The sequence below is a fragment of the Treponema pedis genome, from assembly GCF_017161325.1.
GTDB classification, from domain to species: domain Bacteria; phylum Spirochaetota; class Spirochaetia; order Treponematales; family Treponemataceae; genus Treponema_B; species Treponema_B pedis.
Genome location: NZ_CP045670.1, coordinates 1,389,675 through 1,416,043 on the forward strand (window position 1 = coordinate 1,389,675; position 26,369 = coordinate 1,416,043).

At 34.4% G+C, this 26,369-nt stretch carries 38 protein-coding genes and 1 pseudogene; 15 read left to right on the forward strand and 24 right to left on the reverse strand.

The genetic code is table 11. From position 1 onward, the window contains the following. Window positions 1–4: 4 nt before the first annotated feature. From DYQ05_RS06100 to DYQ05_RS06170, 15 genes and pseudogenes are all read left to right on the forward strand, one after another. Entirely contained in the window at window positions 5–907 is a 903-nt protein-coding gene (locus DYQ05_RS06100) for a Fic family protein (RefSeq protein WP_206184048.1), read from the forward strand. A 146-nt stretch (window positions 908–1,053) separates the two neighbouring features. After that, the gene (locus DYQ05_RS06105; protein ID WP_020965106.1) at window positions 1,054–1,269 is read left to right on the forward strand and encodes a hypothetical protein; all 216 of its coding nucleotides are present in this window, start codon (window positions 1,054–1,056) and stop codon (window positions 1,267–1,269) included. After that, window positions 1,269–1,514, forward strand: coding sequence for a PIN domain-containing protein (locus DYQ05_RS06110; protein WP_252722854.1), 246 nt, complete (start codon window positions 1,269–1,271; stop codon window positions 1,512–1,514). Before DYQ05_RS06105 ends, DYQ05_RS06110 begins: the two co-directional genes overlap by 1 nt. A 19-nt stretch (window positions 1,515–1,533) precedes the next feature. Continuing rightward, entirely contained in the window at window positions 1,534–2,061 is a 528-nt protein-coding gene (locus tag DYQ05_RS06115) for a hypothetical protein (RefSeq protein WP_024468832.1), read from the forward strand. 183 nt (window positions 2,062–2,244) lie between these two features. Further along, window positions 2,245–2,820 carry a hypothetical protein gene (locus DYQ05_RS06120; RefSeq protein ID WP_206184049.1) on the forward strand — a complete coding sequence of 192 codons (576 nt, stop codon included), beginning with the start codon at window positions 2,245–2,247 and terminating at the stop codon, window positions 2,818–2,820. A 39-nt stretch (window positions 2,821–2,859) separates the two neighbouring features. Beyond that, a pseudogene (locus DYQ05_RS14475) lies at window positions 2,860–3,036 on the forward strand (GNAT family N-acetyltransferase); the annotation flags it as partial. 3 nt (window positions 3,037–3,039) lie between these two features. Further along, window positions 3,040–3,813: a class I SAM-dependent methyltransferase gene (locus DYQ05_RS06130; protein WP_020965111.1), complete on the forward strand. Its 774-nt coding sequence runs from the start codon at window positions 3,040–3,042 to the stop codon at window positions 3,811–3,813. A 16-nt stretch (window positions 3,814–3,829) separates the two neighbouring features. Next, window positions 3,830–4,489, forward strand: coding sequence for an SMI1/KNR4 family protein (locus DYQ05_RS06135; protein ID WP_206184050.1), 660 nt, complete (start codon window positions 3,830–3,832; stop codon window positions 4,487–4,489). A 15-nt stretch (window positions 4,490–4,504) separates the two neighbouring features. Next, the gene (locus DYQ05_RS06140; RefSeq protein ID WP_206184051.1) at window positions 4,505–5,050 is read left to right on the forward strand and encodes a hypothetical protein; all 546 of its coding nucleotides are present in this window, start codon (window positions 4,505–4,507) and stop codon (window positions 5,048–5,050) included. Next, entirely contained in the window at window positions 5,050–5,670 is a 621-nt protein-coding gene (locus tag DYQ05_RS06145) for a hypothetical protein (protein WP_206184052.1), read from the forward strand. Before DYQ05_RS06140 ends, DYQ05_RS06145 begins: the two co-directional genes overlap by 1 nt. 631 nt (window positions 5,671–6,301) lie before the next feature. Then, window positions 6,302–7,039 (forward strand): hypothetical protein, encoded by a 738-nt coding sequence (locus DYQ05_RS06150; protein ID WP_206184053.1) that lies wholly within the window; start codon window positions 6,302–6,304, stop codon window positions 7,037–7,039. A gap of 61 nt (window positions 7,040–7,100) precedes the next feature. Continuing rightward, a complete protein-coding gene (locus DYQ05_RS06155) occupies window positions 7,101–8,012 on the forward strand; it encodes a DUF4261 domain-containing protein (protein WP_206184054.1) in 912 nt (303 codons plus the stop codon). A 360-nt stretch (window positions 8,013–8,372) separates the two neighbouring features. Next, the gene (locus tag DYQ05_RS06160; RefSeq protein ID WP_290121755.1) at window positions 8,373–8,720 is read left to right on the forward strand and encodes a GNAT family N-acetyltransferase; all 348 of its coding nucleotides are present in this window, start codon (window positions 8,373–8,375) and stop codon (window positions 8,718–8,720) included. A 50-nt stretch (window positions 8,721–8,770) separates the two neighbouring features. Next, entirely contained in the window at window positions 8,771–8,941 is a 171-nt protein-coding gene (locus DYQ05_RS06165; protein ID WP_192814673.1) for a hypothetical protein, read from the forward strand. Then, complete coding sequence (locus DYQ05_RS06170; protein WP_024467469.1) at window positions 8,938–9,558, forward strand: ParB/RepB/Spo0J family partition protein; 621 nt, start codon at window positions 8,938–8,940, stop codon at window positions 9,556–9,558. The genes DYQ05_RS06165 and DYQ05_RS06170 overlap by 4 nt, the downstream gene beginning before the upstream one ends. A 98-nt stretch (window positions 9,559–9,656) precedes the next feature. Here the strand turns inward: DYQ05_RS06170 and DYQ05_RS06175 are convergent, their stop codons facing one another. From DYQ05_RS06175 to DYQ05_RS06285, 24 genes are all read right to left on the reverse strand, one after another. Beyond that, on the reverse strand, window positions 9,657–9,980 hold the full coding sequence (locus DYQ05_RS06175) for a hypothetical protein (protein WP_206184056.1): 324 nt from the start codon (window positions 9,978–9,980) through the stop codon (window positions 9,657–9,659). A gap of 49 nt (window positions 9,981–10,029) precedes the next feature. After that, window positions 10,030–10,779, reverse strand: coding sequence for a nucleoside phosphorylase (locus tag DYQ05_RS06180; RefSeq protein WP_206184057.1), 750 nt, complete (start codon window positions 10,777–10,779; stop codon window positions 10,030–10,032). 100 nt (window positions 10,780–10,879) lie between these two features. Further along, complete coding sequence (locus DYQ05_RS06185; protein WP_024467467.1) at window positions 10,880–11,146, reverse strand: hypothetical protein; 267 nt, start codon at window positions 11,144–11,146, stop codon at window positions 10,880–10,882. 21 nt (window positions 11,147–11,167) lie between these two features. Beyond that, window positions 11,168–11,584, reverse strand: coding sequence for an immunity 70 family protein (locus tag DYQ05_RS06190; protein WP_024468803.1), 417 nt, complete (start codon window positions 11,582–11,584; stop codon window positions 11,168–11,170). A gap of 35 nt (window positions 11,585–11,619) precedes the next feature. Continuing rightward, complete coding sequence (locus DYQ05_RS06195) at window positions 11,620–12,807, reverse strand: hypothetical protein (protein WP_206184058.1); 1,188 nt, start codon at window positions 12,805–12,807, stop codon at window positions 11,620–11,622. A 72-nt stretch (window positions 12,808–12,879) separates the two neighbouring features. Beyond that, window positions 12,880–13,299, reverse strand: coding sequence for a hypothetical protein (locus DYQ05_RS06200; protein WP_206184059.1), 420 nt, complete (start codon window positions 13,297–13,299; stop codon window positions 12,880–12,882). Between the two features lie 141 nt (window positions 13,300–13,440). Continuing rightward, the gene (locus tag DYQ05_RS06205; protein ID WP_024468800.1) at window positions 13,441–14,367 is read right to left on the reverse strand and encodes a hypothetical protein; all 927 of its coding nucleotides are present in this window, start codon (window positions 14,365–14,367) and stop codon (window positions 13,441–13,443) included. 219 nt (window positions 14,368–14,586) lie between these two features. Next, window positions 14,587–15,024, reverse strand: coding sequence for an immunity protein YezG family protein (locus DYQ05_RS06210; RefSeq protein ID WP_024468799.1), 438 nt, complete (start codon window positions 15,022–15,024; stop codon window positions 14,587–14,589). A 72-nt stretch (window positions 15,025–15,096) separates the two neighbouring features. After that, window positions 15,097–15,789, reverse strand: coding sequence for a DUF4304 domain-containing protein (locus DYQ05_RS06215; protein WP_024468798.1), 693 nt, complete (start codon window positions 15,787–15,789; stop codon window positions 15,097–15,099). Window positions 15,790–15,865: 76 nt separating this feature from the next. Next, a complete protein-coding gene (locus DYQ05_RS06220) occupies window positions 15,866–16,315 on the reverse strand; it encodes an immunity protein YezG family protein (protein ID WP_029408801.1) in 450 nt (149 codons plus the stop codon). A 39-nt stretch (window positions 16,316–16,354) separates the two neighbouring features. Continuing rightward, window positions 16,355–16,774 carry a tetratricopeptide repeat protein gene (locus tag DYQ05_RS06225; protein ID WP_020965130.1) on the reverse strand — a complete coding sequence of 140 codons (420 nt, stop codon included), beginning with the start codon at window positions 16,772–16,774 and terminating at the stop codon, window positions 16,355–16,357. A gap of 58 nt (window positions 16,775–16,832) precedes the next feature. Further along, window positions 16,833–17,210: a virulence RhuM family protein gene (locus DYQ05_RS06230; RefSeq protein ID WP_024465245.1), complete on the reverse strand. Its 378-nt coding sequence runs from the start codon at window positions 17,208–17,210 to the stop codon at window positions 16,833–16,835. Window positions 17,211–17,261: 51 nt separating this feature from the next. Beyond that, on the reverse strand, window positions 17,262–17,699 hold the full coding sequence (locus DYQ05_RS06235; RefSeq protein WP_024465244.1) for a hypothetical protein: 438 nt from the start codon (window positions 17,697–17,699) through the stop codon (window positions 17,262–17,264). Window positions 17,700–17,760: 61 nt separating this feature from the next. Next, window positions 17,761–18,630 carry a hypothetical protein gene (locus DYQ05_RS06240; RefSeq protein WP_020965133.1) on the reverse strand — a complete coding sequence of 290 codons (870 nt, stop codon included), beginning with the start codon at window positions 18,628–18,630 and terminating at the stop codon, window positions 17,761–17,763. 36 nt (window positions 18,631–18,666) lie between these two features. Further along, window positions 18,667–19,650, reverse strand: a complete 984-nt coding sequence (locus DYQ05_RS06245) for a hypothetical protein (protein WP_024465243.1) — start codon at window positions 19,648–19,650, stop codon at window positions 18,667–18,669. A 93-nt stretch (window positions 19,651–19,743) separates the two neighbouring features. Further along, complete coding sequence (locus DYQ05_RS06250; protein ID WP_020965136.1) at window positions 19,744–21,591, reverse strand: DUF1266 domain-containing protein; 1,848 nt, start codon at window positions 21,589–21,591, stop codon at window positions 19,744–19,746. Window positions 21,592–21,636: 45 nt separating this feature from the next. After that, a complete protein-coding gene (locus DYQ05_RS13730; protein WP_020965137.1) occupies window positions 21,637–21,909 on the reverse strand; it encodes a hypothetical protein in 273 nt (90 codons plus the stop codon). Then, window positions 21,873–22,223, reverse strand: a complete 351-nt coding sequence (locus DYQ05_RS13735; protein WP_020965138.1) for a KilA-N domain-containing protein — start codon at window positions 22,221–22,223, stop codon at window positions 21,873–21,875. The genes DYQ05_RS13730 and DYQ05_RS13735 overlap by 37 nt, the downstream gene beginning before the upstream one ends. Next, window positions 22,207–22,539, reverse strand: coding sequence for a hypothetical protein (locus tag DYQ05_RS06260; protein ID WP_152513605.1), 333 nt, complete (start codon window positions 22,537–22,539; stop codon window positions 22,207–22,209). Before DYQ05_RS06260 ends, DYQ05_RS13735 begins: the two co-directional genes overlap by 17 nt. Window positions 22,540–22,621: 82 nt before the next feature. Continuing rightward, window positions 22,622–22,969: a hypothetical protein gene (locus DYQ05_RS06265; RefSeq protein WP_206184060.1), complete on the reverse strand. Its 348-nt coding sequence runs from the start codon at window positions 22,967–22,969 to the stop codon at window positions 22,622–22,624. A 292-nt stretch (window positions 22,970–23,261) separates the two neighbouring features. After that, complete coding sequence (locus tag DYQ05_RS06270; protein ID WP_020965141.1) at window positions 23,262–23,507, reverse strand: toxin-antitoxin system YwqK family antitoxin; 246 nt, start codon at window positions 23,505–23,507, stop codon at window positions 23,262–23,264. Between the two features lie 18 nt (window positions 23,508–23,525). After that, the gene (locus tag DYQ05_RS06275; protein ID WP_029409595.1) at window positions 23,526–24,497 is read right to left on the reverse strand and encodes a hypothetical protein; all 972 of its coding nucleotides are present in this window, start codon (window positions 24,495–24,497) and stop codon (window positions 23,526–23,528) included. A 204-nt stretch (window positions 24,498–24,701) separates the two neighbouring features. Continuing rightward, entirely contained in the window at window positions 24,702–25,133 is a 432-nt protein-coding gene (locus DYQ05_RS06280) for a hypothetical protein (protein ID WP_024465350.1), read from the reverse strand. 61 nt (window positions 25,134–25,194) lie between these two features. Continuing rightward, window positions 25,195–26,301, reverse strand: coding sequence for an Imm5 family immunity protein (locus DYQ05_RS06285; protein ID WP_020965144.1), 1,107 nt, complete (start codon window positions 26,299–26,301; stop codon window positions 25,195–25,197). Window positions 26,302–26,369 lie beyond the last annotated feature (68 nt).

Below are 26,369 nucleotides of genomic sequence, written 5' to 3' on the forward strand. Positions count from 1 at the left end.
ACCTATGAATAAGATAAAATACATATCCGTTCAAGAAACTGCAAAACGCTGGAAAATCAGTGAACGCAGCGTAAGAAATTACTGTTTGCAGGGCAGAATCATCGGTTCACTTTTGGAAGGAAAAACATGGAAAATCCCTTCCTATGCGGAAAAACCTCATCGGAAAACTCGTCATAGTGCAAAACAGGATACTCTCTTATCATTTCTTAAACGTGAAAAGGAAGCCGGCTTGAAAGGCGGAATTTATCACAGAATCCAGATTGACCTTACTTATAATTCAAATCACATCGAAGGTTCAAAACTTACACACGAGCAAACTCGATTTATTTTTGAAACAAAAACACTTGACATTACAGATAAAGTAGTTAGAGTTGATGATATTGTTGAAACGGTAAATCATTTCCATTGTATTGATTTAATAATAGAAGGCGCACATACGAAACTTTCGGAAAGTTTTATAAAACAACTCCATTATATTCTAAAGTCCGGCACAACTGATAGCCGGAAATCATGGTTTAAGGTTGGGGACTACAAAATGCTTGAAAACGAAGTAGGCGGCGATGAAACTGTAAAACCTGCGGATGTTTCGGCAGAGATGAAATTATTATTAATGGAATACAATTCAAAATCCGAAATCACTTTTGATGATGTGTTAGATTTTCATGTCCGATTTGAAGCGATTCATCCATTCCAAGACGGTAACGGCCGTATTGGAAGATTAATAATGTTCAAAGAATGCCTTAAACATAATATAGTCCCTTTTATAATTACTGAAGAACTAAAGGCGTACTATTACAGAGGAATTAAAAATTGGAAAAATGAACGCAATTTTTTAAGAGATACGTGTCTTACCGTGCAAGATTTAATGAAGCAATGTTTGGATTATTTCGGCATTATGTATAATTAGTGATTATTTTAATTAATAGTAATTCAATCGACTGCAACTGTAAAAAATAAGGTGTGTTATTTTATAATAAGTAATTTTTTAATTTAGTATTTATAGCTGACTTTTTTTATAAAAAGTTGTATACTCTACTAAAGGGAGGTTCTTATATGTCGGAATTAGCTTTTAAGCAACTGGCGGCACAGGTTGATATGCTTTCTTATGCTGAGAAAATCAAATTACTTGATAAAATAGTACGTACCTTACATACACCTGTAAAAACTCATAAAAGAGAATTCTCAGACTTTAATGCAGCCTTTGGCTTGTGGAAAGATAGGTCTTTTTCCGTTGAGGAAATAAGAAGCAAGGCTTGGGGGCGTTCTTAATGATTTATCTTTGCGATACTTGTGTTCTTATAGATTATCTTCGCGGGAAAAACGAAGTTCAGCAAAAACTTGAGCAAGACAAAGGATTCGGTTTGGGGATGTCTTCCATTACTTATATGGAGTTAATGGTTGGTGCTTTGAACAAGCCGGAAGTCGGCATTATAAAAAAGGCCTTTTCTGAATTGACATTTCGGATAGGCTGCAAATGGAGGTTAAGCGAATCTATAATTATCGATAATATTTAATTTGCAGAAGGTTTTTTACATGACAACAGAAATAAATACTTTAAAAGAATTTTTAGACAGCGAAATGTATTCGGAACTGATTCGGCTTACGGACCCGACGGGAATTGAAGAAAAAATCAGGGACATTGAAATTTCCCTATTACATAACAGATTAAAACAACGCCAATTTTTATTGGAAGGATTCAGTTGTAAGCTGTCTACGGAAAAAGAATTGATTGGGTGGTACCTGCGTTTAATCGAGGAAAATAAAAGCGATATTATTCTTTGGACAAAGGCATTTTGGAAGTACAGCAATGATACTCCCGAGAAATATCCGGACGGCGAATTTGCTCCGGGAGAAGAACTTGATGAAGATGAAAAATCAAAGACTATTTCACTCGGCAAATATACAAAATCATGCTTAGCAATGTATATGGCGGAATTTGAGATATTAAAAAATCATCCTGCAATTTTAGCGGATTATTATAAAAGATTGCGCATTCCCGGGGCGGTTAAATATGCAAGAGAAATGAAAAAACTCTTTGACCGAACATTCGGCAAAGATTAACTTTTTTCAGGAGGCATGATAAACAGTTCGGCAGAAATACTGCCTCTCTGTTTATCTGACGAGTTTTGTGCAAAGCACAAAACATCGCATTATTATATGTAGTTTTACAAAAGCAAAACTACTTGAAAAAACTTTTTTCAGGATTTGCCAATCCTTGCAAAAAGTTTTTATAGGAGGGAGAAAGTGGCACGATATGAAATAGGAGCAATTTACGAAATAGAGGCGGGTGAAAAAATCTATTATGCCCGTCTATTAAATTGCGATGTATACGGAATATTTGAGCCCATCATCGGCGAACTATCGGAAAAAGTATTTGAAAACACGGCGTACCGGCTGTATATTTCTACCGGCACTTATGCGGTAAAACGAGGCTTTTGGAAAAAACTTTTTCCCTCGCCCGATAAAACGGATATTGAGCGTTGGAGTAGGCCCGAGCATTTGGTTGTGTTTACACCTTGGGATATTGAGGGAGCTCTCAGCCGCCGAAGCTCATTTGATAAATACGGGAATACGGAACTGCTTGACGAAAAAACGTATATCGAATGTCTTAAACATGGCTATATTTCAATCATTCAACCTATGTATGAAAGAATCCCTCAGTTCCTAAACAATTACTATGATGCTTGGCCCGAAAGTGACATTTACAGCGATATTCTAACCGGAATAGGCACTGCGGAACACAGGCAAAAACAAATCATCAATTTAAAAAAGATGGGTTTTGATGTTATGAAATATAAAATTGATGGAGGAGAATCATGATTAGAAAAGCAAAAACACAAGACTTATTTTCAAAGTAAAGGTTTCGGTAGCAAGCTAATTGAATATGTCGTTCAAGAATTGGGCACAAATAATTTGTGGGTATTGGAAAAAAATACAAAAGCCGTTTCTTTTTATAAAAGACACGGTTTTAATCTTACGGGAGAAAAAAAATTAGAAGAAGGCACACCGGAGTATCTTCTGCGAATGGTGAGGTAAAAAATGAATATAACCGCACAACAAGATTTATTGAATCAGTGGATTGAAGAAGAAAATCAAGCACACATTAAAGGTTGGGATTTTTCCCATATTAAAGGCAGATATATTGAAGAAGACGACTTGCCTTGGGATTTACGGACGATAATAAAAAAATATTTAAATGCTGATATGAAACTTTTGGATATGGAAACCGGGGGCGGAGAATTTTTACTTTCGCTCGGTCATCCGGTGAATAAAACTGCTGCAATCGAAGGTTACAAGCCTAATGTTGCATATTGCAAAGAAGTGCTGTTGCCGCTTGGAATAGATTTTAAAGAAGCAAACGGAGAAGATGAATTACCATTCAATATGCATTCGTTCAATATTGTAACTAACAGGCACGGCTCTTATAATGTAAAAGAATTAAAAAGAGTTTTGAAAAAAAATGGATTTTTTATTACCCAGCAGGTAGGTGCCGAAAATGATAGAGAATTGGTAAAACTTCTGCAGCCTGAAATTACAAATCCGCCCTATCCCGAACAATGTCTTGAAATTAAAAAACAGGAACTTATTGAAAGCGGATTTGAAATATTGGAAAGCGGCGAAGTATTCAGGCCTATTCGATTTTATGATGTAGGAGCCCTGGTATGGTTTGCAAAAATAATAGAATGGGAGTTTCCTCATTTTTCGGTAAAAACGCATTTACAAAATTTATATAATGCACAAAACATCTTGGAAACAGATGGTGTCATTGCAGGACGAATTCATAGATTTTATATTGTTTCACGAATTAAATAACAAAAGGAGACATGATATGTATGAGCAAATTGTATCAAGACTGAAATGGTATAAACAAAGAGTAGAAGAGCTTAGCGGCTATACAAGAGAATTAATCATTGAAAAACCTGCAACTGAAAAAGAAATTTCAGAGCTTGAAGAAAAATTGGGATGCAGCCTGCCTAAAAACTTTAAAAAGGTGCTGCTTGAGTTTTCTTCTCATTTGGAATTTTATTGGAACATTTATGATGAAGAAAAAGAAATTTTAAAACTGCCCGATGAGTTGGGTAATGTTTTTTCAGGTAGTTTTCACTTCGACTTAAAACTCCTTCCCGTTTTTGAAGAGTCAAGAAAAGATTGGATTAAAATTTGTTATCCCGATTACAATAATCCGTATGATAGAATCTATCATAATAAACTCAGCTTTTATGAAGTCGGTAACGGCGATTTGGTCGCAATTGACCTGGAAAAAGAGAGCTATGGAAATATTGTTTATTTAAGCCATGACGGAGATGAGATGCATGGATATGTAATGGCTCATTCATTTATAGCGCTGTTGGACGAGTGGACAAAACTCGGCTGCGTCGGCGGTGAATGCTGGCAGTGGGAGGTTTTTACCGATAATCGAACCGGGATAATTAACAGCGAATGTGATAATGCAAAATTATGGTTAAAAACAATTGGGAAAATGCAATAATTTAAGGAGAATAAAATGCTTACACTGAAAGAACTAATCAAAAATCAAAAAGATTTTACGGAAGACTTCTTTGCAGAAGTTTCGGATAACCTATGGGAAATCGGAGAAATAGAAGACATTAAAAATCAAACCGATGAGGACTTATTTCTTTTTCATATTGCCGTTAACATCATAGGAAATTGGAAGGGGGACGGTTGGTGGGAATTTATCTGCAATTATCCGAATCTTATTTGCTATGTTCCCGCCGCATTGGAAGCGTTAAAATTATCCGATATGAAAACCGCCTTTGAAAACGTAATAAAATGCTTTCCTGAAAATACGGTCTTTGAAGATTCGGCTGCCTATGTCGATACGGTTAATTTTCTTCAAAATGTCAGATTCAAAATAAGCGATACATATCTAAATTCGATTCCCGCAGATAGAAGAAAAGAAATGTCCGAGGCTTTGCATAAAAGCATTGACGACCTTGAATCCTTGACGGATAAACGCTGGGGCTATGATGCAAAAGATGACGGTTGGTCTGATGTGATTGATTTTATCGAAGAAAGTAAGGAGGCATAATGCACTATATCGGAGAATTAACAACACACGGTTACGGAATGGCGGTTATTCCTACCGATTTACTTACGGAATATCTTGCTTCAAAAAAATGCAAGGTGAAGAAGTTTTTAAGTTATCTACAGAAGAACTTCGATCTTTTTCTGGAGCTTGTAGAACAGGCAAAGCTGATTCCTTTTTACCGTATCAATGCTTTTGAATATCATATATTTACTTCAATAAATGAAGAGATTGCGATACCGGAAGGATTTAAAGAAGTATGCAGATTTGAAAAACTTTATTTGGAAGTAGGGGAATTAAATAAAATTTGCTTTTCCTGCTTCGATGATTTAGACTATGATTTTGAAAATATTAAAAAGCATATTACCGAGCGCACGAAATATGTAAAAACCGGTTCGGAAGGAATACCGGAGCCTTATAATTATCGTTTAGGTTTTGATATACCCGAAGGTAAGTATGAATTTGATTTAATCGGTTTGGAAAAAACCGAAAAAACGGATAGGGAAAGTAAAAACTACGGCTATGCCTTTGTGTTTAAAAAGAATGAAAATGCAGTAAATAATAATTTGACAAAATGTGATAATGAGAGTGATACTTATAAATTTAATGTACCTAAGGAGTAGCTTATTAAATATCAATAAAGGAATTTAATGTTTTTAGATAACCGCTTTTTAATTGCAGAATCCGTTCGGAAAAATACATGAGCTCCTATTGAAAGTGTAGTAATTAATATTTTAACCGGAAAATATATAGGCTTAAATAACCGGTATCACCGTGTATGCATTGAAAAAACGGAATAAAACCGGAAAACGACTATACAGGCAAAAATCTTCACATAAAAGATATAAATCTACTTGAATGGGAGAAAAATATATAAATCACTATATGATTTTTTATCGTAGAGTTCCTGATGCTTTCTATAGGAATGGAAGGCGGCCTAGGATGTTGTACAAGCAAATATCAAGTATTTAATGAATACGGTTATGACTACGATAATGAATATCTTAATAATGGAGTATGCTATTTAATATATGAAAAAACAAAAACTGACATCAATGAATGCAAACCATACGTAAGAATTGTGATGATATAGATACAGCTTTTAAAAGTGCACACAAATACGATGACAAAATATGAGAAAGGTGATATAATGAGACGGACGAATAATTGAGAATATATCCTAAAAAACTTAAATGAAACAGGATTTAAAATGCTTAAAATGGAACGATAAAAAAGAAAGCAGGAGATTTGAGTTTGGAGGTAATCACACAAAGAAGCCGTAATAATCCCAATGTTTTACTGCATCTTTCCGCTTCAATTTTTAATAAAAATAAAGTTCAATTATATCAACTTTTATTTACAGCACCCCAAAGTAGAGCAATATATATTCCATTTTACATCAAGCAAAAAACATTAAATTTTCAAGCGCTTGATAGAATCATTAAAGATTTAAATGACCATTTTGTAGAACCGATTCATCTATTACATGAAAATCCGAAAGAATTATTTAAAAATACGAAGTATCAACCTGAAATCCGTTCGGAAGATTATCGTTATCGTATTTATCTTTCAAAGAGCTTATATGAGCATTTTGTAACAGAGGAAGAATTGAAACTCTTTGAGGAAAATTACATTGAATACAAATGCTTAGAGAATGAGATAAAGAGAGATACGGAAGAATATTTATACTATATTTCAAATGTAGTGCCGAATGACTTTTTACTTAAAAACGCAAAAAAATATAGCAATGAGAAACTTTTAGAAATACTATTATTTGCATATCATTTTGCTAAAGAAGAGAACTATCATGAGCGCTTTGCTATTCGTTATGAATATATAAAAAATCGCAAATCTACAAATGAAGAATTATTTGTTTTAGTATTTTGTTTTATCATTGTAAGTGGAATGGAAAGCAAAATTCTTGCAAGGCTTAAAAAAGAGAGTAATATAGATTTTGTGTTTCGAAAAAAGCCGCTTTTGTTTTCTTTATAAAAATTTAATGATATGATGAGTTAGTGAAATCAGCAAAATTATATTTTTTGGAGGTAAAGGTATGACATCAAATTATGAAAGAAAAAAAATAAACGAAAACAATAAAATTCTCAAACAGGATATGAGTCAAACTGCCGACCGACCCGGCTCTGTTTTTGTTATTCATTTGCTTATGGAAGAAAAATGTAAAATGCCCAAAAAAGAGCTGATACATAAAATTATGCGTGAACATTTTGGCGAAACGGATTGCTTTTGTTATGACGGTAATATGGCAGGTTTTGCTCCTAAAAAATATTCCGTATACTTTGAAAAAGAAAAACTGAATGTTCATCCGCAGCTTATTATTATGAATTGTTCTGAAATTGAAAACCCGATTATGGATGATATTGCAGCAACACAATTATGGGGCTGCCCGAACGGCAGCGAAATTTTAGAGACTTGTAAATATCAAGTAATGGCGACGGATATGTTGGCAGCAGGTTTAGATTATAAAGAAAGAGCGGAAATGCTGGTGCATTACGTTGAAGCATTGGTAAACATTTATCCGACCTGCAAGGCAGTCGTTTTTGAAACATCTAAAAAAATGCTCACCCGAGAAGAAATTTTAAATTGCAACTTACCCGAAGAAATGCGCTTTATCCATTATGCGGTAAATGTCCGCTTTTTTAATATTCAAGGAACAAATGATATGCTCATTGATTCGCTCGGTATGAGCACCCTATTTTTACCTGATATTCAATATCATTTCCATGGCTTAAATCCGAATGATGTTGTAAACCATGCATATAATGTTTTATCTTACATTTATGATAATGATAATCCGATAGAAGACGGAAATACAATCGCAGGTTTCACAAACGGCAACATGGATTACGATGTGAAATGGAAGGTTCAATATGAAGATTCTCTTATACAGCCGATAAGAGAAGTTATAGATATTAATACAGGCGAATACGCTTCCGGAAATCGGTAGTGAGGAAATTAAGTATTACGAAGAGAGGAGAATTAAAATGTGCAAAGAGTGTTATATCGGCAAAAATAGAATAACGCCGCTTTTAAACACGGTTGATTGTTTAGAAAATCATAGTCAATATATGTGCGGAACATGCGGATTATCCTAATACGGAGGGACGAAAATTAACCGATGATGAAATAGAAAAGTATCTTTCAAAGAGATAAGTTAAAAAACTATATAAAGTGGGGAGTATAAAGATGATTAGTATTCAAGAAATTTCTATAGGTGAAATACAAGATTTCTGGAGTCGGCATATTACATATTTGATTAATGACGGCATAATTACAGATAAAGAAGATATCGAATATTTTACAAGCAATGAATACCGAGGTATTCTTGAAGCCCACATGGTACGGAGACATCGATAAACAGCATATGATTTACTTTATTCGAAATGAAAAACGAATAGGGGCAGCATCTTACTGCACTTATCAAAGTGAAGATGGAAAATGTTTTATTTTGGATTATTGGATTTTTCCTGAATATAGAGGAAATGGAACAGGGCATCTTTGTTTTACAGCCTTAGAACAATACACTAAGAATGACGGGGCAAAGTATTATGAACTGAATAGCAGCAAAGAAAATTCCATACGCTTTTGGAAGTCGATTGGATTTATCGAAAATGGCAAAGACGAATACGATATGCCGTTATTGATAAAAATATAGTACAAAATTAGATAATGAGATATAATAATTTCAATTGAATAGATTGCTTATTGAGGTACAAATGGCATCAAGGAAAGAATATTTATAAGCTGCCGTATGATGGTGCAAAAGAAATGCTTTCAGTTAATAATGTAGACAGCGAAGATTTTTTGATAGGACTATTCAAAGCTATGTTTGATAAATTGCCTGCTCAAAAACTTAAAAAGGAAAAAGCTCAATGACCATAAAACGCATAGACAGATATGATGACAAAAGATTTTCAAAGACCGTATTGTTTCAGCATGGTGCCTATGATATTGACGGAGTGCCGTACGAAGTTGAGATTATAGATTCGGAATGTGCGGTAATTCGTGGAAAAGACACCGAAAAATATTTATCCTTAGCAGAAGAGTTTCGGTTTCATGCTCCTCATATTTCAAGGTTTGTAAACTCTTATGGAATAACGGTTTTTGAGTTTCCTACGCCGGAACAATTTAATCTGCCGTTAAATTTAATTCAACCTTCGCAGTTTTATGTGAGTAGTCAAAAACTTCAGGCTGTCCGTTCTTTTATTAAAAAACCGGAAGATATTATCGTTCCTGTCATTCGGAGAAAAAATCGCTATGTTTCATTGGATGGACATACCCGTCTATATCTGGCACATGAAAAAAAATGGAAAACAGTTCGTGCCGTAATCTCCGAAACAGATGAGTGGATTCGGCGATTTGTCGAAGAGGCGGAAAAAAGATGTATTTATCTTCCATCGGATTTGCAGTTGGTATCTCATGAAGAATATGAAATATGTTGGAATATGTTCTGCGACAAAATGTTAGATAGAAAATCACAAATTACAATTTAAAAGACTGTAAGAATTAGTATGCAAAATTAATTTACAGCAAAATGTTATGAAACGACTATGGAGTTCCGCAGCATGCCGTTTTTTATTTCGATAAAACATTATCCGTGCCAAGCATAATACATTCCTTGAAGGGCGGCACGATTAGTATTTTTACGGTTCATCCAAGTATAAGTTTCTCTTATCCATTGTTTTCCTTGTTCGTACAAATCTTTATTTGCAGTTTCATTTTTGTAATCATAACGGTCATAAAAATATTTCTCTATATCGTCTCTTGTTTGTTCAATATAAGCTGCAATAAAATTTTTTTCATTAACGGAAATATTCGGATAAAGTTCCTCGATAATTTCAATGATGGGCTTGTGGAAATTTTCTCCGAATTCCAGTGATGCATTATAAACCGAATTTAAAATTTCTTCATTCATACAGCAGCTTTCCTTTTAGTTTACTATTTTTTAAAATAAAGAAGACTTCTTATATCTTAGCCAACATTTTAAAAGCAATATATAATTTTGCAAGATTATGATTGGCATTACGAAGTTCTTCGATTTCATAACTGCATTCTCCCAATACATCTCCTGCTTCTAAAAAATTATAAAGCTCCAGTTGATTGAAGTCGCAAACGGCCTGCACTCCGGCAAGTTCCATTTCCACAGCAATACAGCCTTCGCTTTTTCTTTTATTCACCAGCCCGACCGTTTCCCTAATCATCGAATCTGTTGTCCAAACTTTTCCCCGTACATAAGGGACATTTAGTTCTTCAAATATTGCGGCAACCTTGTCGCTGTTTTTGATTTTGATATAGTCCGCAGGAGGGGCATAATAATAAGAGCATCCCTCTCCCCGGTAGCTATCTGTCGGAATAATGTACTTGCCGGCAGTTACTTCTTTATTCAAACTTCCGCAAGAACCGAACATAATAAATTTAGTTGCTCCCGTTGTCCAGTTTGCCTCAAAACATTCGCCTGCAGCAATCGCAGAACCTATGGAGGATAAATAAAAACCAATATCTTCCCCGTTTAAATTCATTTTATATATTGGGGTATTACCGTTACAAGCAGTTAAACAGGCTATCTCATTACATTCAAAAGTTTCGAGTAAACGGTCATGAATTTTTTTGGATAAAATAATCAAGCATTTTTCCAACAAACTCTTTTTCTCACCATAAAAATCTTTTAAACTGATAATGGGTTTTGTTTCGATATCATAACATGATGTAATCATTTTTTCTCCTTGGTTTTAAATTTAGAATTATAATGGGTTCATTAGTTTTACCTTATTAAATTCAGGGTTCTTTTATTTATTATATCATTAAAATTATGCTCTATTCAATCCGCCAAGGCGAATGTATGTTTTCACGCACGGCAGACCGACCGCATTCCAATTCAGGGATATTGCATAATGTGCCGTCGTGTTTTATCATTTCTTTCATCGAGAGTACCACAGCATCGCTTTCGTCTATTTCTTCTGTACCCAAAAACTGCCAATCGCCGTCTTCGTCATAAATGACGCAAACAACAGGCGAATTATTTTTAATAACATAGCGGGTGGTCAATACGGCTTTGTTGGGGTTTTCATCAATCGGTTGCATTTTGTTGCTCTCCTTAATTATTTACATTTGTTTCAGTTCCACATTTTCATTATCATCTTTTGCAACATCAAGGGCTTCAAACAGTACATCGAAAAGGTCTTCACCTTCGCTTGTTACAAAATAGTTCGATAGGTCCGTAATATCCTCCGATATGTCGTTTCCCCAAGGCGGCGGCTGCGACAAATCTTCAATATCCCATATTACCTTTTGAGGCGGTATGCGGGCAAATTCTTTTTTTACCGTATGCAATTCTTTTATTGCATTCTTTACATATTGTTTCTCTAACAGCCCGTTATAAAGATGTTCCATCAAACAGGGGAATCTATCTCCCCACTGACCGTTTTCCAAATGATATGCAATGTTTGAGAAAAAACAGTGCACAAAACTCCCTGTGCCGATTGTGTAAAAATCAGGGTCAACAAATATTCCAACACTCATAAATGTCTCCTTTTATTTAGTTTATAATTACTTTTTTATATTTTATTATATTTGTCTTGTATCAATACACTATAATTCGTAAAATACATTGTTAATCTATGGTAATCTTCTCTTGTTACCTCCATTTCAATAAGCATTTCTTTCTTATTATCAAAAATCCGTAAGATTGGGTTCGGATCTACCATCTCTCTTCTATGATGTACTTTATAAAATTCAATATAATTTATGTCGTCTGTTTTTATTGAATTGATTTCCTTATTCTCATAGAAGATTTTTACGGTTTCGCCGCTTATACTTAAAGAGTATTTTTTATTTTTAAGTTCTTTGAAGAAGTTATAAGTGCAAAAACCCAAAAGTATAATTAATATGATAACATTTAAGGCAGATTTATATGTTAATTCTTCAATTAATATGTTTATATGAGTAGGTAATACCCAAAGAAGCAAACTATCAATTACAATATAGAAAAGCAGAGTCCAATTGCTTTTTAAAGATTTTATTTCAAATTCTCTTGATAACTCTAATTCTAATCTTAATTCTTCTATTTTATTCATTCTCTTTTCTAAGCTAGAAATATTTAAGGTAAGTGCAAGCCAAGCAATTGACAAGAAAAAAATGAAAGCTATAGACAAACCGAAAAACAACATTTGCTCTAATGAAGTTTTATCTAAAAAATAGAGCTGTATCAGAGAAATAATAACGGATATCAATATAATATAATGTACTACTTTACTGAATTTTCTTTGTCTATTTAAATCACGAATAAGGGTATTTGTTTTTCTATCAATAATATAACCTTTTTTATATGGGATTTTCTCATTTGAAATTTTATTTTTAAATTCCCTTTTATCAACATAATCCTTAGCTTCCTCTAAACTTATTTCTCTTTCTCTATGAAGAAAAGCAATGGCTTCTAATTGCTTGTTCTCTTTAAGTAAAGAAAAAATATATTTTTCGTCAGCTTCCGAAATAATATTACTTCCGGTATGCTCCGTATTGTCATTAATTCTTTTCGTATCAACATATTCTTTGGCTTGTTTTAAGCCCATACCTGTTTTTTCTTTGACAAAAAAAACAGCTTCAACCATTTTATTTTCTTTGACAAAAAAAACAGCTTCAACCATTTTATTTTCTTTGACAAAAAAAACAGCTTCAACCATTTTATTTTCTTTGATTAATGAAAGAAGATAATTATTATCTTCATTTGATAACATTTTTAACATTTTCAATTCCTCCAAATTTTATTTTGTAATATTTTTTAGATTTTCTCATTTTATTCGATTTGTGTTTTAGCATTACCTACTGCTGTTTTCTTTTTTTATTTCTTCAAACCAATTATCGGAAACTATGCTTGCCGTTTTTACAGGGTCGTTGGTATAGACCAAATCATAACGGTACTCCGCTTTTAGACTCTTGTTCTTTACATCATAAATCAGCTTCATTTCCGTAGGCATATCTCTGTTATGCTCTTTGCATATTTTCATAAGTTGTTTTATATCGGAGTTTATCACATCCAATACCATTCTTTGCCTCTCGCCCGACACATCATATTCCGCCTTGCCCTGAGCAATAGCATCGTTCAACTTATGCCTATCTACAACCATTCCGTTGATTTTGTAAAAATAAGCAGAGGCGATAACATTATCCTCACAGGAGCAATATATGTACACCGTATCCGCTCTGTCTTCCACATTTTCCATACAGATACTTACCATATCCGCCTGCAATTCGCTAAAATAATCTTCAAATATTTTTCTAATTTTGTTTTTCTCCTTATTGTTATTATAACCTATTTTTGAAATTTTAAATATCTTTTTTATATTTTATTTCAGACAACTATGTTTTGTCCGAATTGTTCAATAATTTTTTAGTATTGTCCCTGCACGTGTATTTATAATCCTGTCCGATATTATTTTGCTTGAAGAAACGAAATCGGTATATAAAATCTCATTTAAAAAGATAAGTTCATTATCAAAAAGCATAAAAGGTTGGGGGTTATATTCTTTCTTTGCTCTTGTCAGTCTAAAAATTAAATCCTCCTCCGGCTCCGGACAGTTTATATTTTCAGCCAAAGCTAAGTTAGCTATTCCTAAAACAAAAGGATTGCAATATTTAAAAAGTGCGGGACGATTATAAACCGTTTTTAGCCACTGAGTTTTAGAACTCAATTTCATTGCTTCGGCGAAGTTTTTACAAAAACCGTTATCGTCTTTTTCCGCAATTGATTTCAAACAGTTTATCAAAGCCGTGTCGGATTTTGAGCGGACAAGAGAAATGTTTTTATGGTAATAATCAAGTGCTTTGTTTTTCCATTCATCGTTGTGAACTATAATTGCACGAAGCAAATTTTTGAACAGATAAAACGCTTCGTCTATTTCTGTTTCGTCGTAAGATATATTGCAATAAACCTTTTCTAAAAGCTGAGTATCGGAAGAGATAAAAGAATTTAAAACAACCCAATCCCTTATTTGATACGGAATACGGTTGTAAAAATCCAATCTCGCATATAGTACAAATCCGTTTAGAGAGGTTTCAAAATCTTCATCTTTAATTGCCTTATAAACGGCAATATCAAGTATCGAACTTAATATTCCTGCAGGCAAGTTAAGTAAAAACAGGTCTTGCAGTGTAATAGCTTTCCTAAAATTATCATACGAACTATAGGAAAGTTTTTGCCTGTCAATTTTTGTGTCGTTGTAAAATTCCTTAAAGGCACATAATAGTTTCTCCGTATTTTTGTACGGAGTTTTCATAAAATCTTTTTCAACTGTTTGTATGTTCATAATTTCTAATTACCCCTACATCATAGCTTTTATTAAATCAAAATATTTTTCGTCCTGCCCCTCGAAGATGTCTTCGCCGTCGAACATATAGGCTCGTACCTTAGTTTATAATTTTCAGTATGGCCACGAGTTACAAGCTCGTACCGGCGGGAGCGTATTTTATTGCCTTCAAATAATCTTATCTCGTTTGTTGCCATTTTGTTTTTCTTCTTTTATTTTTTAATTTATGATTTTATTTAACCAATTAGGTATAGTCTCTCTGGGGTATTTTTTCAGCTCATCAATATATTGCTCTTTACTTGGCTTATACTCAAAAACCGGTTCATCATCGTAATTAAATACAGTCTTAAAATCTCCGGAAGAAAAGAATGTAAATTTACACGAAAACCAAGCCCCCTTGTCAGGAGAAAGTTTATACATCTGCTCCCTCAATTTCAAAAAAACAAAGGTCAGGTCATCTTCAATACCGACGGAATTTTCATATTCGGGATTAAACGAAATTGCCTTTCCGTCTTTCAAATAATACGAGGCTTCAAGTTCCGTGTATTTCGACAAGGTGCAAACATCTATTTCGTATCTTTCCCAGCCTTTTTTAACCGGCAAATTATCATGCGAAATCTTCGCAATTTTTTTGATTGTCAAATCAATATCTTCCATATAAAATATCTCCCTTTTTTATTCGATTTGTGTTTTAGCATTACCTACTGCTGTTTTCGTTTTTTATTCACGTCAAAACCGTACGGGGTCTTTTTGCAGCTTTTTAAACGAAGGTTTTGTGTTGAAAAAATCACGCCGTCTTTGAATCATATCACAAATCATTTTTTTTGCATTTTCCTTGGAATTGCATTGAGGTAAAAGAACTTCTGTGCAATGATTATAGAATGTTTCACGCCATTCTACATAATGTTCTCCTTCCCAAAACCTCTTTTTAAAATTGTCTAAAAAGTTATTGAATAACTTAAGCCCCTCTGTGAAATCCCCTTTTAAAAAGCACAGCATTATCAAATCGTAATCCTGCCAAAGAGGATTTTTTTCGCCTTTAACCAATGCCTTTTTTGCATATTCCAAGTCTCTAAATTTTTCGTACTCTATTACCTTACCCAAAGCCTTTTGTGCAAGATTTTGTATCTCCTTTTCAAAACGGACATCATCGCCTGTATAATCAACAAAAGAATTTCCGTTTACCCTGTTTCCAAAATTAAATGCAAGCACAGAATTTAAACCCTCGGTTGATTCCCATAAAAAAGAAATTCCCACATTAAGATAAGAGCCCTTACTCCAGCGGCTTGGTTGAAATTCGACCTGAGTTATATAGTAACCGTTGTCTTGCAGCCACACTCTTGAAGCCCCCTGTCTAAATAAGCCGTGCGGAGCCAGTACGTTTTTAGCTACGGCATTGATAATTTTATTATGTTCATTCATCGTCTTTTTCCTAAATATATTTTAATTCGTAATTCCTAATTAAGTATTCATAATTTTTAATTTATACATCTGATTTCTATAAAAGTCCTTGATTGTCATACCATTCTTCATAAACATCTTGGGCTGTTTTGGTCGCAGAGTTTGAGTAGTTTTTTTCGTAACCAAAATTACTTTCGAACTTCCCTGATTTTGGAAAATAGACGAGCTTTAGTATAGTGGGAATGTTCTTATTATTATCTATAAATAGTTTTTCAATTTTCATTAGTGTTTCGTTCCCAAGTTTCAATAGATTAAATGCGATATCGTTTGAAATATCGTATTGTTGTTTAGACACAGTATTTACTTTATGCGATTTTACCAATTGTCCGTTTATTTTATAAAAGGGTTTAAAGAAATACCCTTTCTCTATTAATCCGATAACATATACAGTATCAACTTCATCTGCATTATTATCTACAAATTCATAGGCAAGCTCTATCATTTCTGTGAGAAGTTTTTGAAAGTCATTATCAAAGTCATTATTCATAAATTTGTTTCCTCCTAATTATTTAATTTCTAATTCATTTTAAACCATAGATTTTATTAAATCAAAATATTTTTCGTCCTGCCCCTCGAAGATGTCTTCGCCGTCGAGCATATAGGCACGCAGTAAATGTTCTTTTGCTCTTTCCGTGTTGCCGAGTTCGTACAAGGCTTGCCCAAGACGCAAGTGTACAAACGGATTTGCCTGTGCATCCGGGCAGTTGAGAGCATCGAACATATTATCGCTGCACTCCTTGTAATTGCCGAGCATAAAGTTCATATCGCCGATACTTGCATACAGCCACAAAGCGGCTTCCCAATCGGTTTTGGGTGCCGGCACAAGGCTGAGGGCTTCTTCGAATTTAGCTTTTGCCTGTGCATATCGTTCTTCGTCGGCAAACTCGTTGCCCTCTTCCGATAGTTCTTCTATACGTTCGTATAGTTCGTCATCTAATTCTGCCATAGTATTTAATGCTCCTTATTGTTTGTCAGTTTCCGTATCTCTTTATCAAAATCGGAATCTATTTTTTGTGTTTTATTGAAGATATTATATTCCTGTTCTGCCTTTTTCTTCGCAGCGGTTGCGGAGATACGCCCCTTGTCGGGCAAAATCTCATACTGCCTGAGATTATGGCATCGAGATTATAGAAAATCAGTTCCCTATTAACATTTCTCGTACCTTCTTTTTGAACTACCGAGATTTTCTCGGCAGTTGCCTGTTCCGTTAATTCACCTTCTTGAAAGATATTCTTTAAATGCAGTCCGATGTTATCCGCACTGCAATCAAAAAGCTGCGACATAGCTTTTTGTGTCATCCAAATGGTTTCGTCCTTGACCGCTACCTGAACATTTGCGCCGCCATCGGGAGTATTGTATAAAAGAAATTGTATCTCGTTCATATTTGCACTTTCCGATTAATTAACTTCATCATCACTTTTGTCCTTATAGTCTTACCTTATGTATTTTTCGGGGTGTTTGTAAAAATCAAGATATTTGGGGTCTTCATCATCGAAATATCTGAATCCTGCCTCTTCAACTACTCTACTAAATTTATCAAACGAATCTTTATATTCTCCCATTTCAAATTGATATTTTGCATAGTTAAAAAAACAATCCTCATCAAATAAATGAAGAGTGTTATTGTTTTCAATCATTCTATTAAGCCAAATCTTTGCATGAGCAAATTGTTTGTGGTTTAAAAATCCTTTGTAAATCATTTTTGCATAATTATATCCCTGATTCCAGCTATTTTTGGGTTCAGGAAAGCACTCCCATCCGGTTTCTGCTAATGTCGCAAATTTATCAATGTCATTATTTTTTAGGCTATTGATTGCCTCTTTTCCATAAGTGATAACATTGTTATACCTTTCTGTTTCTAATACTGCCATTTTGTTTTTCGCCTTTTTAGTTTATATTATATATTTAATTTAATCTATCCGTTTTAATTCTTCAACTGCCTAAATCCAAAAAATAAACAGGTTTTCCGCTGTTATCATCTTCATAATAAGATAAACCCTCAAAAAAGTGTTTGTCTTCATCTTTTAATTTTTTCACACATTTGTTGTGAATAACAAACAGTAAATCAAGGGCAGTCCAATAATCTGTGTCGCTCTTTGCAGTAATTTTTCCGGTCTTCTCAGTATCATTTGCAAAATAAGTATAGCAGATAATTAATTCGCTATCTACTAAAACCTTTTTATCGGGATACCAATGTTTACCTAAATTCGCCATATATTTCGAGACTTCCATTGAAAATTGCTGTTTATCTTTGTAAGTGTTGCCGGTAAAACTCCAAGAAATATCGGTCAGTAATGGAGGGTGAGCTAACTCTTTTTGCTCTTGCTGTTCTCTAATGCTTAAATAATTAGCATATAATTTTGTGTTGTCGCCCCAATGGCTGTTCTCGTATGCCCAATCAAAATCATCACAATCGCGGTTTTTGACTAAATGCGTCCAAATATCAATGCATTCGTTATCTGTTGCTTCTTGACATAAGTACTGATTTATTTGTCCGTCTTCTACAAAAGTAAAGAGTATTTTGTAATTTTTTGGTTCAATCAAACGACACAATGATATTTTTAGATAAAAAGGAAGTTTGACACTGTCATTGGCAAGGAAAGAACGGACACGTGCCAAATCCAATTCTTTTTTATCTAAAAAATCCGGAACAATAGAAGATAATGCAAATGAACTGATTTTTTCAGTGCAGACAAGGTTCAAAAATTCTTGCACATTCTGTTTCAATAATATTTCATATTCGCTATCGTTTAGAATGAAATACAATTTGCTCTCATTTGTATTTTCGATTATTTTTTTCATAAAATTTTTCTCTTTATTAATTCGATTTGTAATAGTTCATATTCGGTTATTTATCAGCATTTCCATATCAAACCATTCTTCTTTGGTATTGGTAAGGGCCGCTGTGTCGCTTTTGTTAAATGCTTTGATATGATGTTCCAAGTTATCAAAGTGATTTGAGAGTTTTTCAAAATCGGATATATGATTGGAACTGCCAAAATGCTTTTTAGATTCGTCAATGCCGAGTTTTCCGATTATGTCGAATTTGTCGTAAAATGTTTTTAAATCCTTGTGCGAAATCTCTATAAGGTTCAGGCCTATCCGACAATCGCTCTCTTTACCGGCTTTATCTTGCAGTGTCTTTTCTATATTTTTCATCATATCGGCAAAACCTTCCAAATTATTTAGAGCCGTTTTATTAAACATACCAATCATTGTATCGGAGATAAAATCTTCCGACATAAATTTATGCCCCAGTATTTTACATTTGCGTATCTGCTCGACAGCAGGAGGCAGGCTATCCCTGTAATCGGTAATTGCAAATCGGTAGTCGCACATATTGCGGTAGCGATATATGTCTAAAAGTATTAGTGCAAAATGGTCTCCTCCCGAAGTGTGAAATGTAAGCACATCATTAATTTCAAAAAAGAAGTCGGTTATCTTCTTATATTTTTTGCGCTTGCGTATTTTAGGATTGGGCGAATTGATTTTACCCCACAGCTTGTCAAGCTCTTTTTGACGAGCCTTGCCTGTTTTTGCTCCGCCTTCTTCCGTCCACGATTTTACGCAAGCTCCCGCTTCTATTACGCGTTTTACCTCCGCGATGATGTCTTCGCTCATAAAGCCTATTTCCCAAAATGCCTGTGCGTATGCGGTTACCATAACTTCATAGTCGAAGTCGTCCGCATATTCTTTCGGCGGGAAAGGTTTTTGTTCTCTTATACTTTCTGCTGTTCCACCACTATCGTACAAATCCATTATTTCATTATATATGTCGTAAGCGGTATCGCCGTCAATAATTTTTACTCCGTCTGTTGCCATTTATGTTTTTCTCCTTTTTTTAGTTTATATTATATATTAATAATCGTGTTTTGTCTTTGTGTTATTGTGTGTGTTTCCCTCAACAGTTTATTTTTAATCTTGTAATTCGCTTATCCATGGGTTTTGTGTCCACATTCCTTTATCTTTATCAAATAAATATCGGATAGCATCGAGCATCATATAGGTGCTGTCAATATCCATACAACCCGAATCTCCGCTCTGCCAAAAAAAACGTCCGAGCATATAATCGTGTGCGAAACTGCCGAAAGATTGATATTGTTTTATTGCGCGTCGTGAGTTTTTATCCAAAAACTCCCATGCAGTCTGTTCGCCGATGTAGCCGAGCGAATAGCTCCATCGTATAACATTTGCACATCGTCCTATATCCCATGCATCGAGACAAACGGCTTTTTTCGCTCCCAAAAGACGGACAAAATTCATAGTGTCTTCGACATATTTTCTATGTTCTTTCATAAAGACTTCGATAAGATATTCTTCGTTTTTTTTCCAAATCATAGCTTCGTCAAAGTTATTCCAGTCGGGGGTTGTTTTGTCGAGAAATTTACGAATATGTTTTTGTATTTCATCGTAATGCTCTCGAATGTAGTATTTAACTTCGAGAGCTATCACTTCATCGAGTGTTGCATTATCGGAAATCGGATTGTCGTCCGAACGCTGTTTTTCTTTTAACCAAAAGATACTTATTTTTCTGTCCGCTTCCATCGCTTCTTCGAAATCGGAGCAGGCTGCAAACTCATCATACCTGCGTGCATGCCCGTCTCGCAGCAGCCAATGAATGGTGTAAATAGCGGAAGTACCGTCATGTATATCCCACCATTCTTTTAACGAGTTCCTTTTTAGCTCCCGTCCCTCATCAATGTGGGCACGGTCTTCTTCATTCAGTTTTTCATAACGCCGGTCTTCGGGGATAAAAGAGAGTTCTTCCATTGCCTCTTCGTTGACAACGGCAAGAATACCGGAAAGAAGAAGATGAAATTTTTTCCAATAATGGTCGGCAGAACTTATGACGATGCTGTCGTGTGTGCACAAATTTTCGACGGTTTCTGCAATAAGATGCAATTCATCAATGGACAAGTTTTTGTCGTTATTGTTGCTGCCGATAAAGTTTCTGATTTTTTTTAATTGTCTCCTCTCGTTCCTTGTTTTAAGTTGGTAGTCGTTTTCCGCTATCCTGTCATAGTCCGATATGGGTTGCAAAAATCTTCCGCCTTCATCTTCGTATCCTTCAAAAATTTTCAGTTTTTCATCAACCCATTTTTCCGTATCCGCATAACGGCCGAGAGCTTCTTGTAAGGTTTCGCCGCTAAGCGTTGCTTGTGCCTGTTTGCGGGATTTATCCAATCCGCTTTTTATTATCAGCAATCTTTCCCGCCTAATTCTTTTCCGTTCATATTTGTCTTTGTTCTCTTTTACTATCCGTTGAATCTCGTCGTCGGTAAGGGTAAATATTTTGGTGTTTTCATCAATCTTGGAAAATAGCAGCGGAACGGTTTCTTCATAGTAGTATTCCCAATTAGCCCAGTCTTCGTGCGGTAAAACATAAAACTGCAACCGCTCTGTTCCGATAGAATCACGAAACAATCTTATTTCATACTCTTGCGAAATAATTTTGTTAACGGCTTTTATCGTAACATCTTTATTTCTAATGTTGTCGGGATAGTCTATTTTTATATTTTTACCTTTGTATCGGATACAAAGATTTTTGTTTTCGTCATAGGCAGCTTGCAAAATATTTGTCTTCAAAATATTTGCAGCAATGCCGTCTATAATAGCTTCATCATCCGTATTGTAGTCGAAGTCCAGAAGTTCCCAGCCTTTGACAACTTTCCGGGAATTTTCTTCTGTCGGATTTTTTAACAATCTTACCACCTTAGAAAATTTTTGCACTATTTCAAATAATTTGTCGATAATGTAACTCATTTTTTTCTCCTTATATTTTAAATTTATAATTTTATTTACGCTGTTTTACTTTAACTGTTTTATGTTTTTGTTTTCTACAAGCGATTTCATTTGTGTAATGGCTACACGGTTCAGCTGCACAAGGCGGTCGCTTTGCGGCAGTCCCTGTTTGATGAGCAGAGCATTGATACTCTCCATATTGCTAAGCACGACCAATTGCTCCAATGTGGCATAATCACGCAAGTTTCCGCTCTTGTCGGGGTTGTTTTGCCTCCACTCTTTGGCGGTAAGACCGAACAAGGCTACATTGAGCAGGTCGGCTTCGTCGGCATAGACCAAGGCAGCCTGCTTGCTGTAGCTTTTAGCCCGATAGCATTTGTTTTTTCGACCCATTCTTTTACGCTCAATTTGTAGCTATTCAAACCGGTTTGACTTTTAATTACGGCGAATTCGCCATAATTAAAATCGGGGTTATATACACTTTCCCAAATACCGAGATATTCAACGGTATTCCTGTTTCGTAACCAGTCGGAAATAAAAAAATCTCCGTCTTTGGCTTTCAACATATCGGTAAGAGAAATATACTCCCACTCCTTATCTCTGATAATAGTAATTTCATTTCCCTGCACATTTATTTTACTGTTCTTTGCCATTTTGTTTTTCTCCTTCATTTAAATTTATATTATTCTTTATGCCGGTAGTATCTATGCCAACCAATACGGCACGGCACATATCGCCCTCTAAAAACGAAATGCAATCATTATACAATTCTTTGCAATCTCCGTCGTTCGGATAAACTTCGTCCCACAGATATAAAATATTTTTGATTGTCTTCAATACCAAAACACCTCTTTTCAATGGTGATAGCTGCTCAAAAATCAAATTCCTGTACGGTAATCTTAAATGATGTATCGAATCGTATCTAATTATTTCACTGCATTTCACAATTATATCTTGTACATTATTCATCGTTGCTCCTAAAAATTTCCGTTCCATAAATAATCATCGTAAAAACAACAGGTCAATTTTTTCCTCTTCCGGTTGTGCAAGTTCATCTGTCGTCATGCTTTTTCCCTTTTTTTGATTTGTTGTTGTGTTTAAAATGGTCCCGCTTCATTACATACACAAATAAAACCATCAGTCCTACGAATGGAGGAAGAAACCGCCAATCTATGTGTTCGCAGCTTGCTTTAATAAGAGCCCACTGTTTCGATAAACTATACCCAAAATAATACGAACGATAAAACAACATCAGCAGCACAAAAGATAATATACCATTGACAAAAACCGAAAGCATTACCCTTTTTGATACTTTCCATCTTTCTTCGGGAGATAAGTCTTTTTTAAAATACCCAATAAAGAATAAGGAGTAAAGTGCAGGAACTACCACCATCGCCATTATGGGCTCTATTCTTCCACGACCAAGGCCAAAACTCAGTCTCGTTCTTTGAAATGCTGTTGATATAACTTCATTTTCTATGCCTATTATACTAAATATAATAAGTACAGAATAAGATACCGCCATTGCTAATATATACCTTAGCATCTGATTCTTTATCTTATCCAAGAACATTTTTTTTATGCCGTACAAGAGCAGAATGACAACTGCAAAACTTCCGTATACTATTAATCGATTCATATATTATTATCCATAATGATACATCAACTGCCGATTTCATATTATAAATTATTTATCTGTAATCAGATTCATGTACACACCCTTTTTTATATTGAGATTGACTTCTAACAGTGCCGTTTTCATAATATCCAACCATTGTACCATCTTGTAAGCCGTCAATATATTCGGTTCTACTGCCTAATACTCCGTCCTTATTATACCATTCTTCAATACCTGTAAATAATTTACCGTTATAATAAATATATCCGCTGTCATCATTACTTAGATATAAAGAATTTACTATTAACTTTTCATCCATATTCTATCTCCTTTTTTATTAGTTATTTATATTATACAAGGCTATTTCTTTTAGTCCTTTATCGAAAAGCGAGGTAAGGCATATTTCGCCTGCGATATTTTCGAGTTTGTGTTTTGACATTCCTCTTGGGAAAGCAATATCGGAATATTCGCGTGTGCCGAGTGAAAAAACTTTTTGTTTACCCTTCCAGTCATCGGTTTTAAAAAGAGGCGTCATTATCACATATTGAGAATCCGTAAAGCGTCCGTTGATACCGCGTCTTTTATCGTCTTTTTTTAGGAAGTCCGATTCGATAAGTTTTTCGATTACTTTCCCGTTTTCGGAAACTCTTGCAAGGGCATAATAATTCATTCCCCACTTATTAACCGATGTTTGGCTGTCACCCGGAATAAAGGCATAGATTTCTTTATTCGATATTTTAATACTGTCTATTTTGGGAGCTTCTTCATTTCTGCCGTCTTGATAGATAAATGCCTTTTTGTCGATTGTAGAAAAACATTTCCATTCGGCATATTTTGCAGCAGCATCAAATTCAAAAAGAGCAAAACATCTTGCGTCTCCGCAATAAAATTCATTTTCAAAGCAAACGGGAATTATTCGGCTGTCGGATATATTTTGAAAATACCTCTGTTGAGCTTTTTCCGGTACGATGTTTCGCCGTAACAGAGATTTGTTTTTTATTGGAATAATTTCAGGCGACGAATGAATACCTGAGTAATACCGCAGTTCTTTTGCCGAAATGATAAGTCCGAAACCTGCACCATATCGAAAAAGCACAGGATAATCTCTGCTTGATACCTCTTCATATTCAATCGGAATCTTTTTTATGCCGTCGGAAGAAAGCATAAGGAGGTAATATTTATCCCAATTGATATTGCCCGAAGTTAGAATTATTGCAGTACTGTTCGGCAGCAAGACAGAGCCGTGCACAAACGAATACTCACTATCCAATTCCCATTTTTTTAATAAACTTAATTTTAGGTTATTCATATTTTTTTCTCCTTATTGTTTAATTTATAGGGCACCTCTAAAAACCTATTTTTCAGTGTACTTATTTATTATTTTAGGCACTTTTTTATAAATTGTATAGTGTAAAACTTGGATTCTTTATCTTAGTTCTACATTTTCATTATCATCTTTTGCAACCTCAAGAGTTTCAAACAATATCTCATATTACCTTTTGAAGCGGATTGTTTATTCTAATTCAAAAAACCATTCTAAAAATGAATTAAAATCTTTCCATTGAGGTTGTAGTTGCCCATTTTGAAAATCAATTAACTTTTGTCCAAGTTCAAGTTCTAAAACTTCCCCTGTTTTAAGATTATAGAAAAATCCTCCCTCTGCTTCAAAGCTATCCAATGGAATATATTCTTCGGGTAAATTTAATGCTGATTGCATATTCTCTATTTGTTCAGAATATGTAGAGTTAATAGCAAACCAACAGACATTATATATATCATAAGCTTGTCCTGAAAATGTTACAGCATTTGTATAAAGATTAAATTGGGCGAAAGCCGCATCCAATTTAATACCTAAATCTAACATTACTTTTTGATAATTTGTATCTTCAGTTTCGTCGTACAACCCTGTTTCTATCAAATAATTTTTAACTTTTTCTGACAACATAATTATCTCCTTATTGTTTAATTCATAATTAAGTATTTCCAACTCCTAATTGCGAAATAATCTATTTAAGATATTTGGCTTTTTTTCCTAAAATATCCTGCCACCATTGAGGGGTAAATTCCTTACTGCGGGGATAAACACGAAATTCTTCTTTTATTTTGTCCGACTCCCTTGCTGTTTTAGATAACTGATTGTAATCATCATAGATAAAGTTTATTTTGTATGATTTATCCGGGTAAATAACCATATGGCTTTCGAGCCATGCTCCTTCTTCGGGACTTTGATTATACATTTCCTGTTTAACATCATCTATTACATCACTTTGATTTTCGTCAGGCCACATTCTCATTTCCTTTAACTTGATTGCATTCCCTTTAATATAAAAGAGAATCTCTGTAGTTGTGCCAGATAATTCCAAACAAATAGAATTATATTCTATTCTGTCAAAACTCATGTCATTCTCCTGATTATACAAATCCTCAATTGTCATATCTACAATATGTTCAAGTTTTTCTCTGATAGTATCTGATGTGTAAGACTGGTTTCGTCTGAATTCAGATGATTTTGCAGGCTTATTTGTACTAATATTTAGAACAAGTACAGCTGTATCGGGGGAAGTGTATAATTGTAAGGCCGTTTCTAAATACCAATCCCAAAACTCTTTTCTGCGAACAACATTGCCCTCTCCCACAAAAGGATTACCTCCCGAATAAGCCATTGAAGCGTAAAAATCGGGTGTCCAGTCCTGCCAATCGAAAGCATTGTCATCTTCTCCCTGATAATCCTCTATCTCCAATTCGGTACCATAGCCCAAAGTGGCACATAAAGAAAGAGCCGTCATGCCGACTAATCCCGTATCTCCCATGATAGATTCAAAATAGTTGGTATTATCATTATAGAGTGCTTCAAATTCTTTTCTGTCACACGACTGCCGGTATAAAAAAACGTCTGCTTTATTAATAATACCCGTCATTATCGGATTGTTCGGAAAATCCTTTGCCCAGACAGGATATACTTTTTTAAGGCATTCGAAATAAAGTTTACCAATAACACTTGTATCATTTATAGCATTCAATAATGATACTCTTTCCTTTAAAGGCAAATGACCCGATTTGCTATTCTTTACTATTTTGTGCAGGCTTTTAATAAGTGATTTTATTTTTTCCATAGGTTACACCTTATTTTTAGGTTGTTCATATTTTTATCTCCTTATTGTTTAATTTATAATTAAGCATT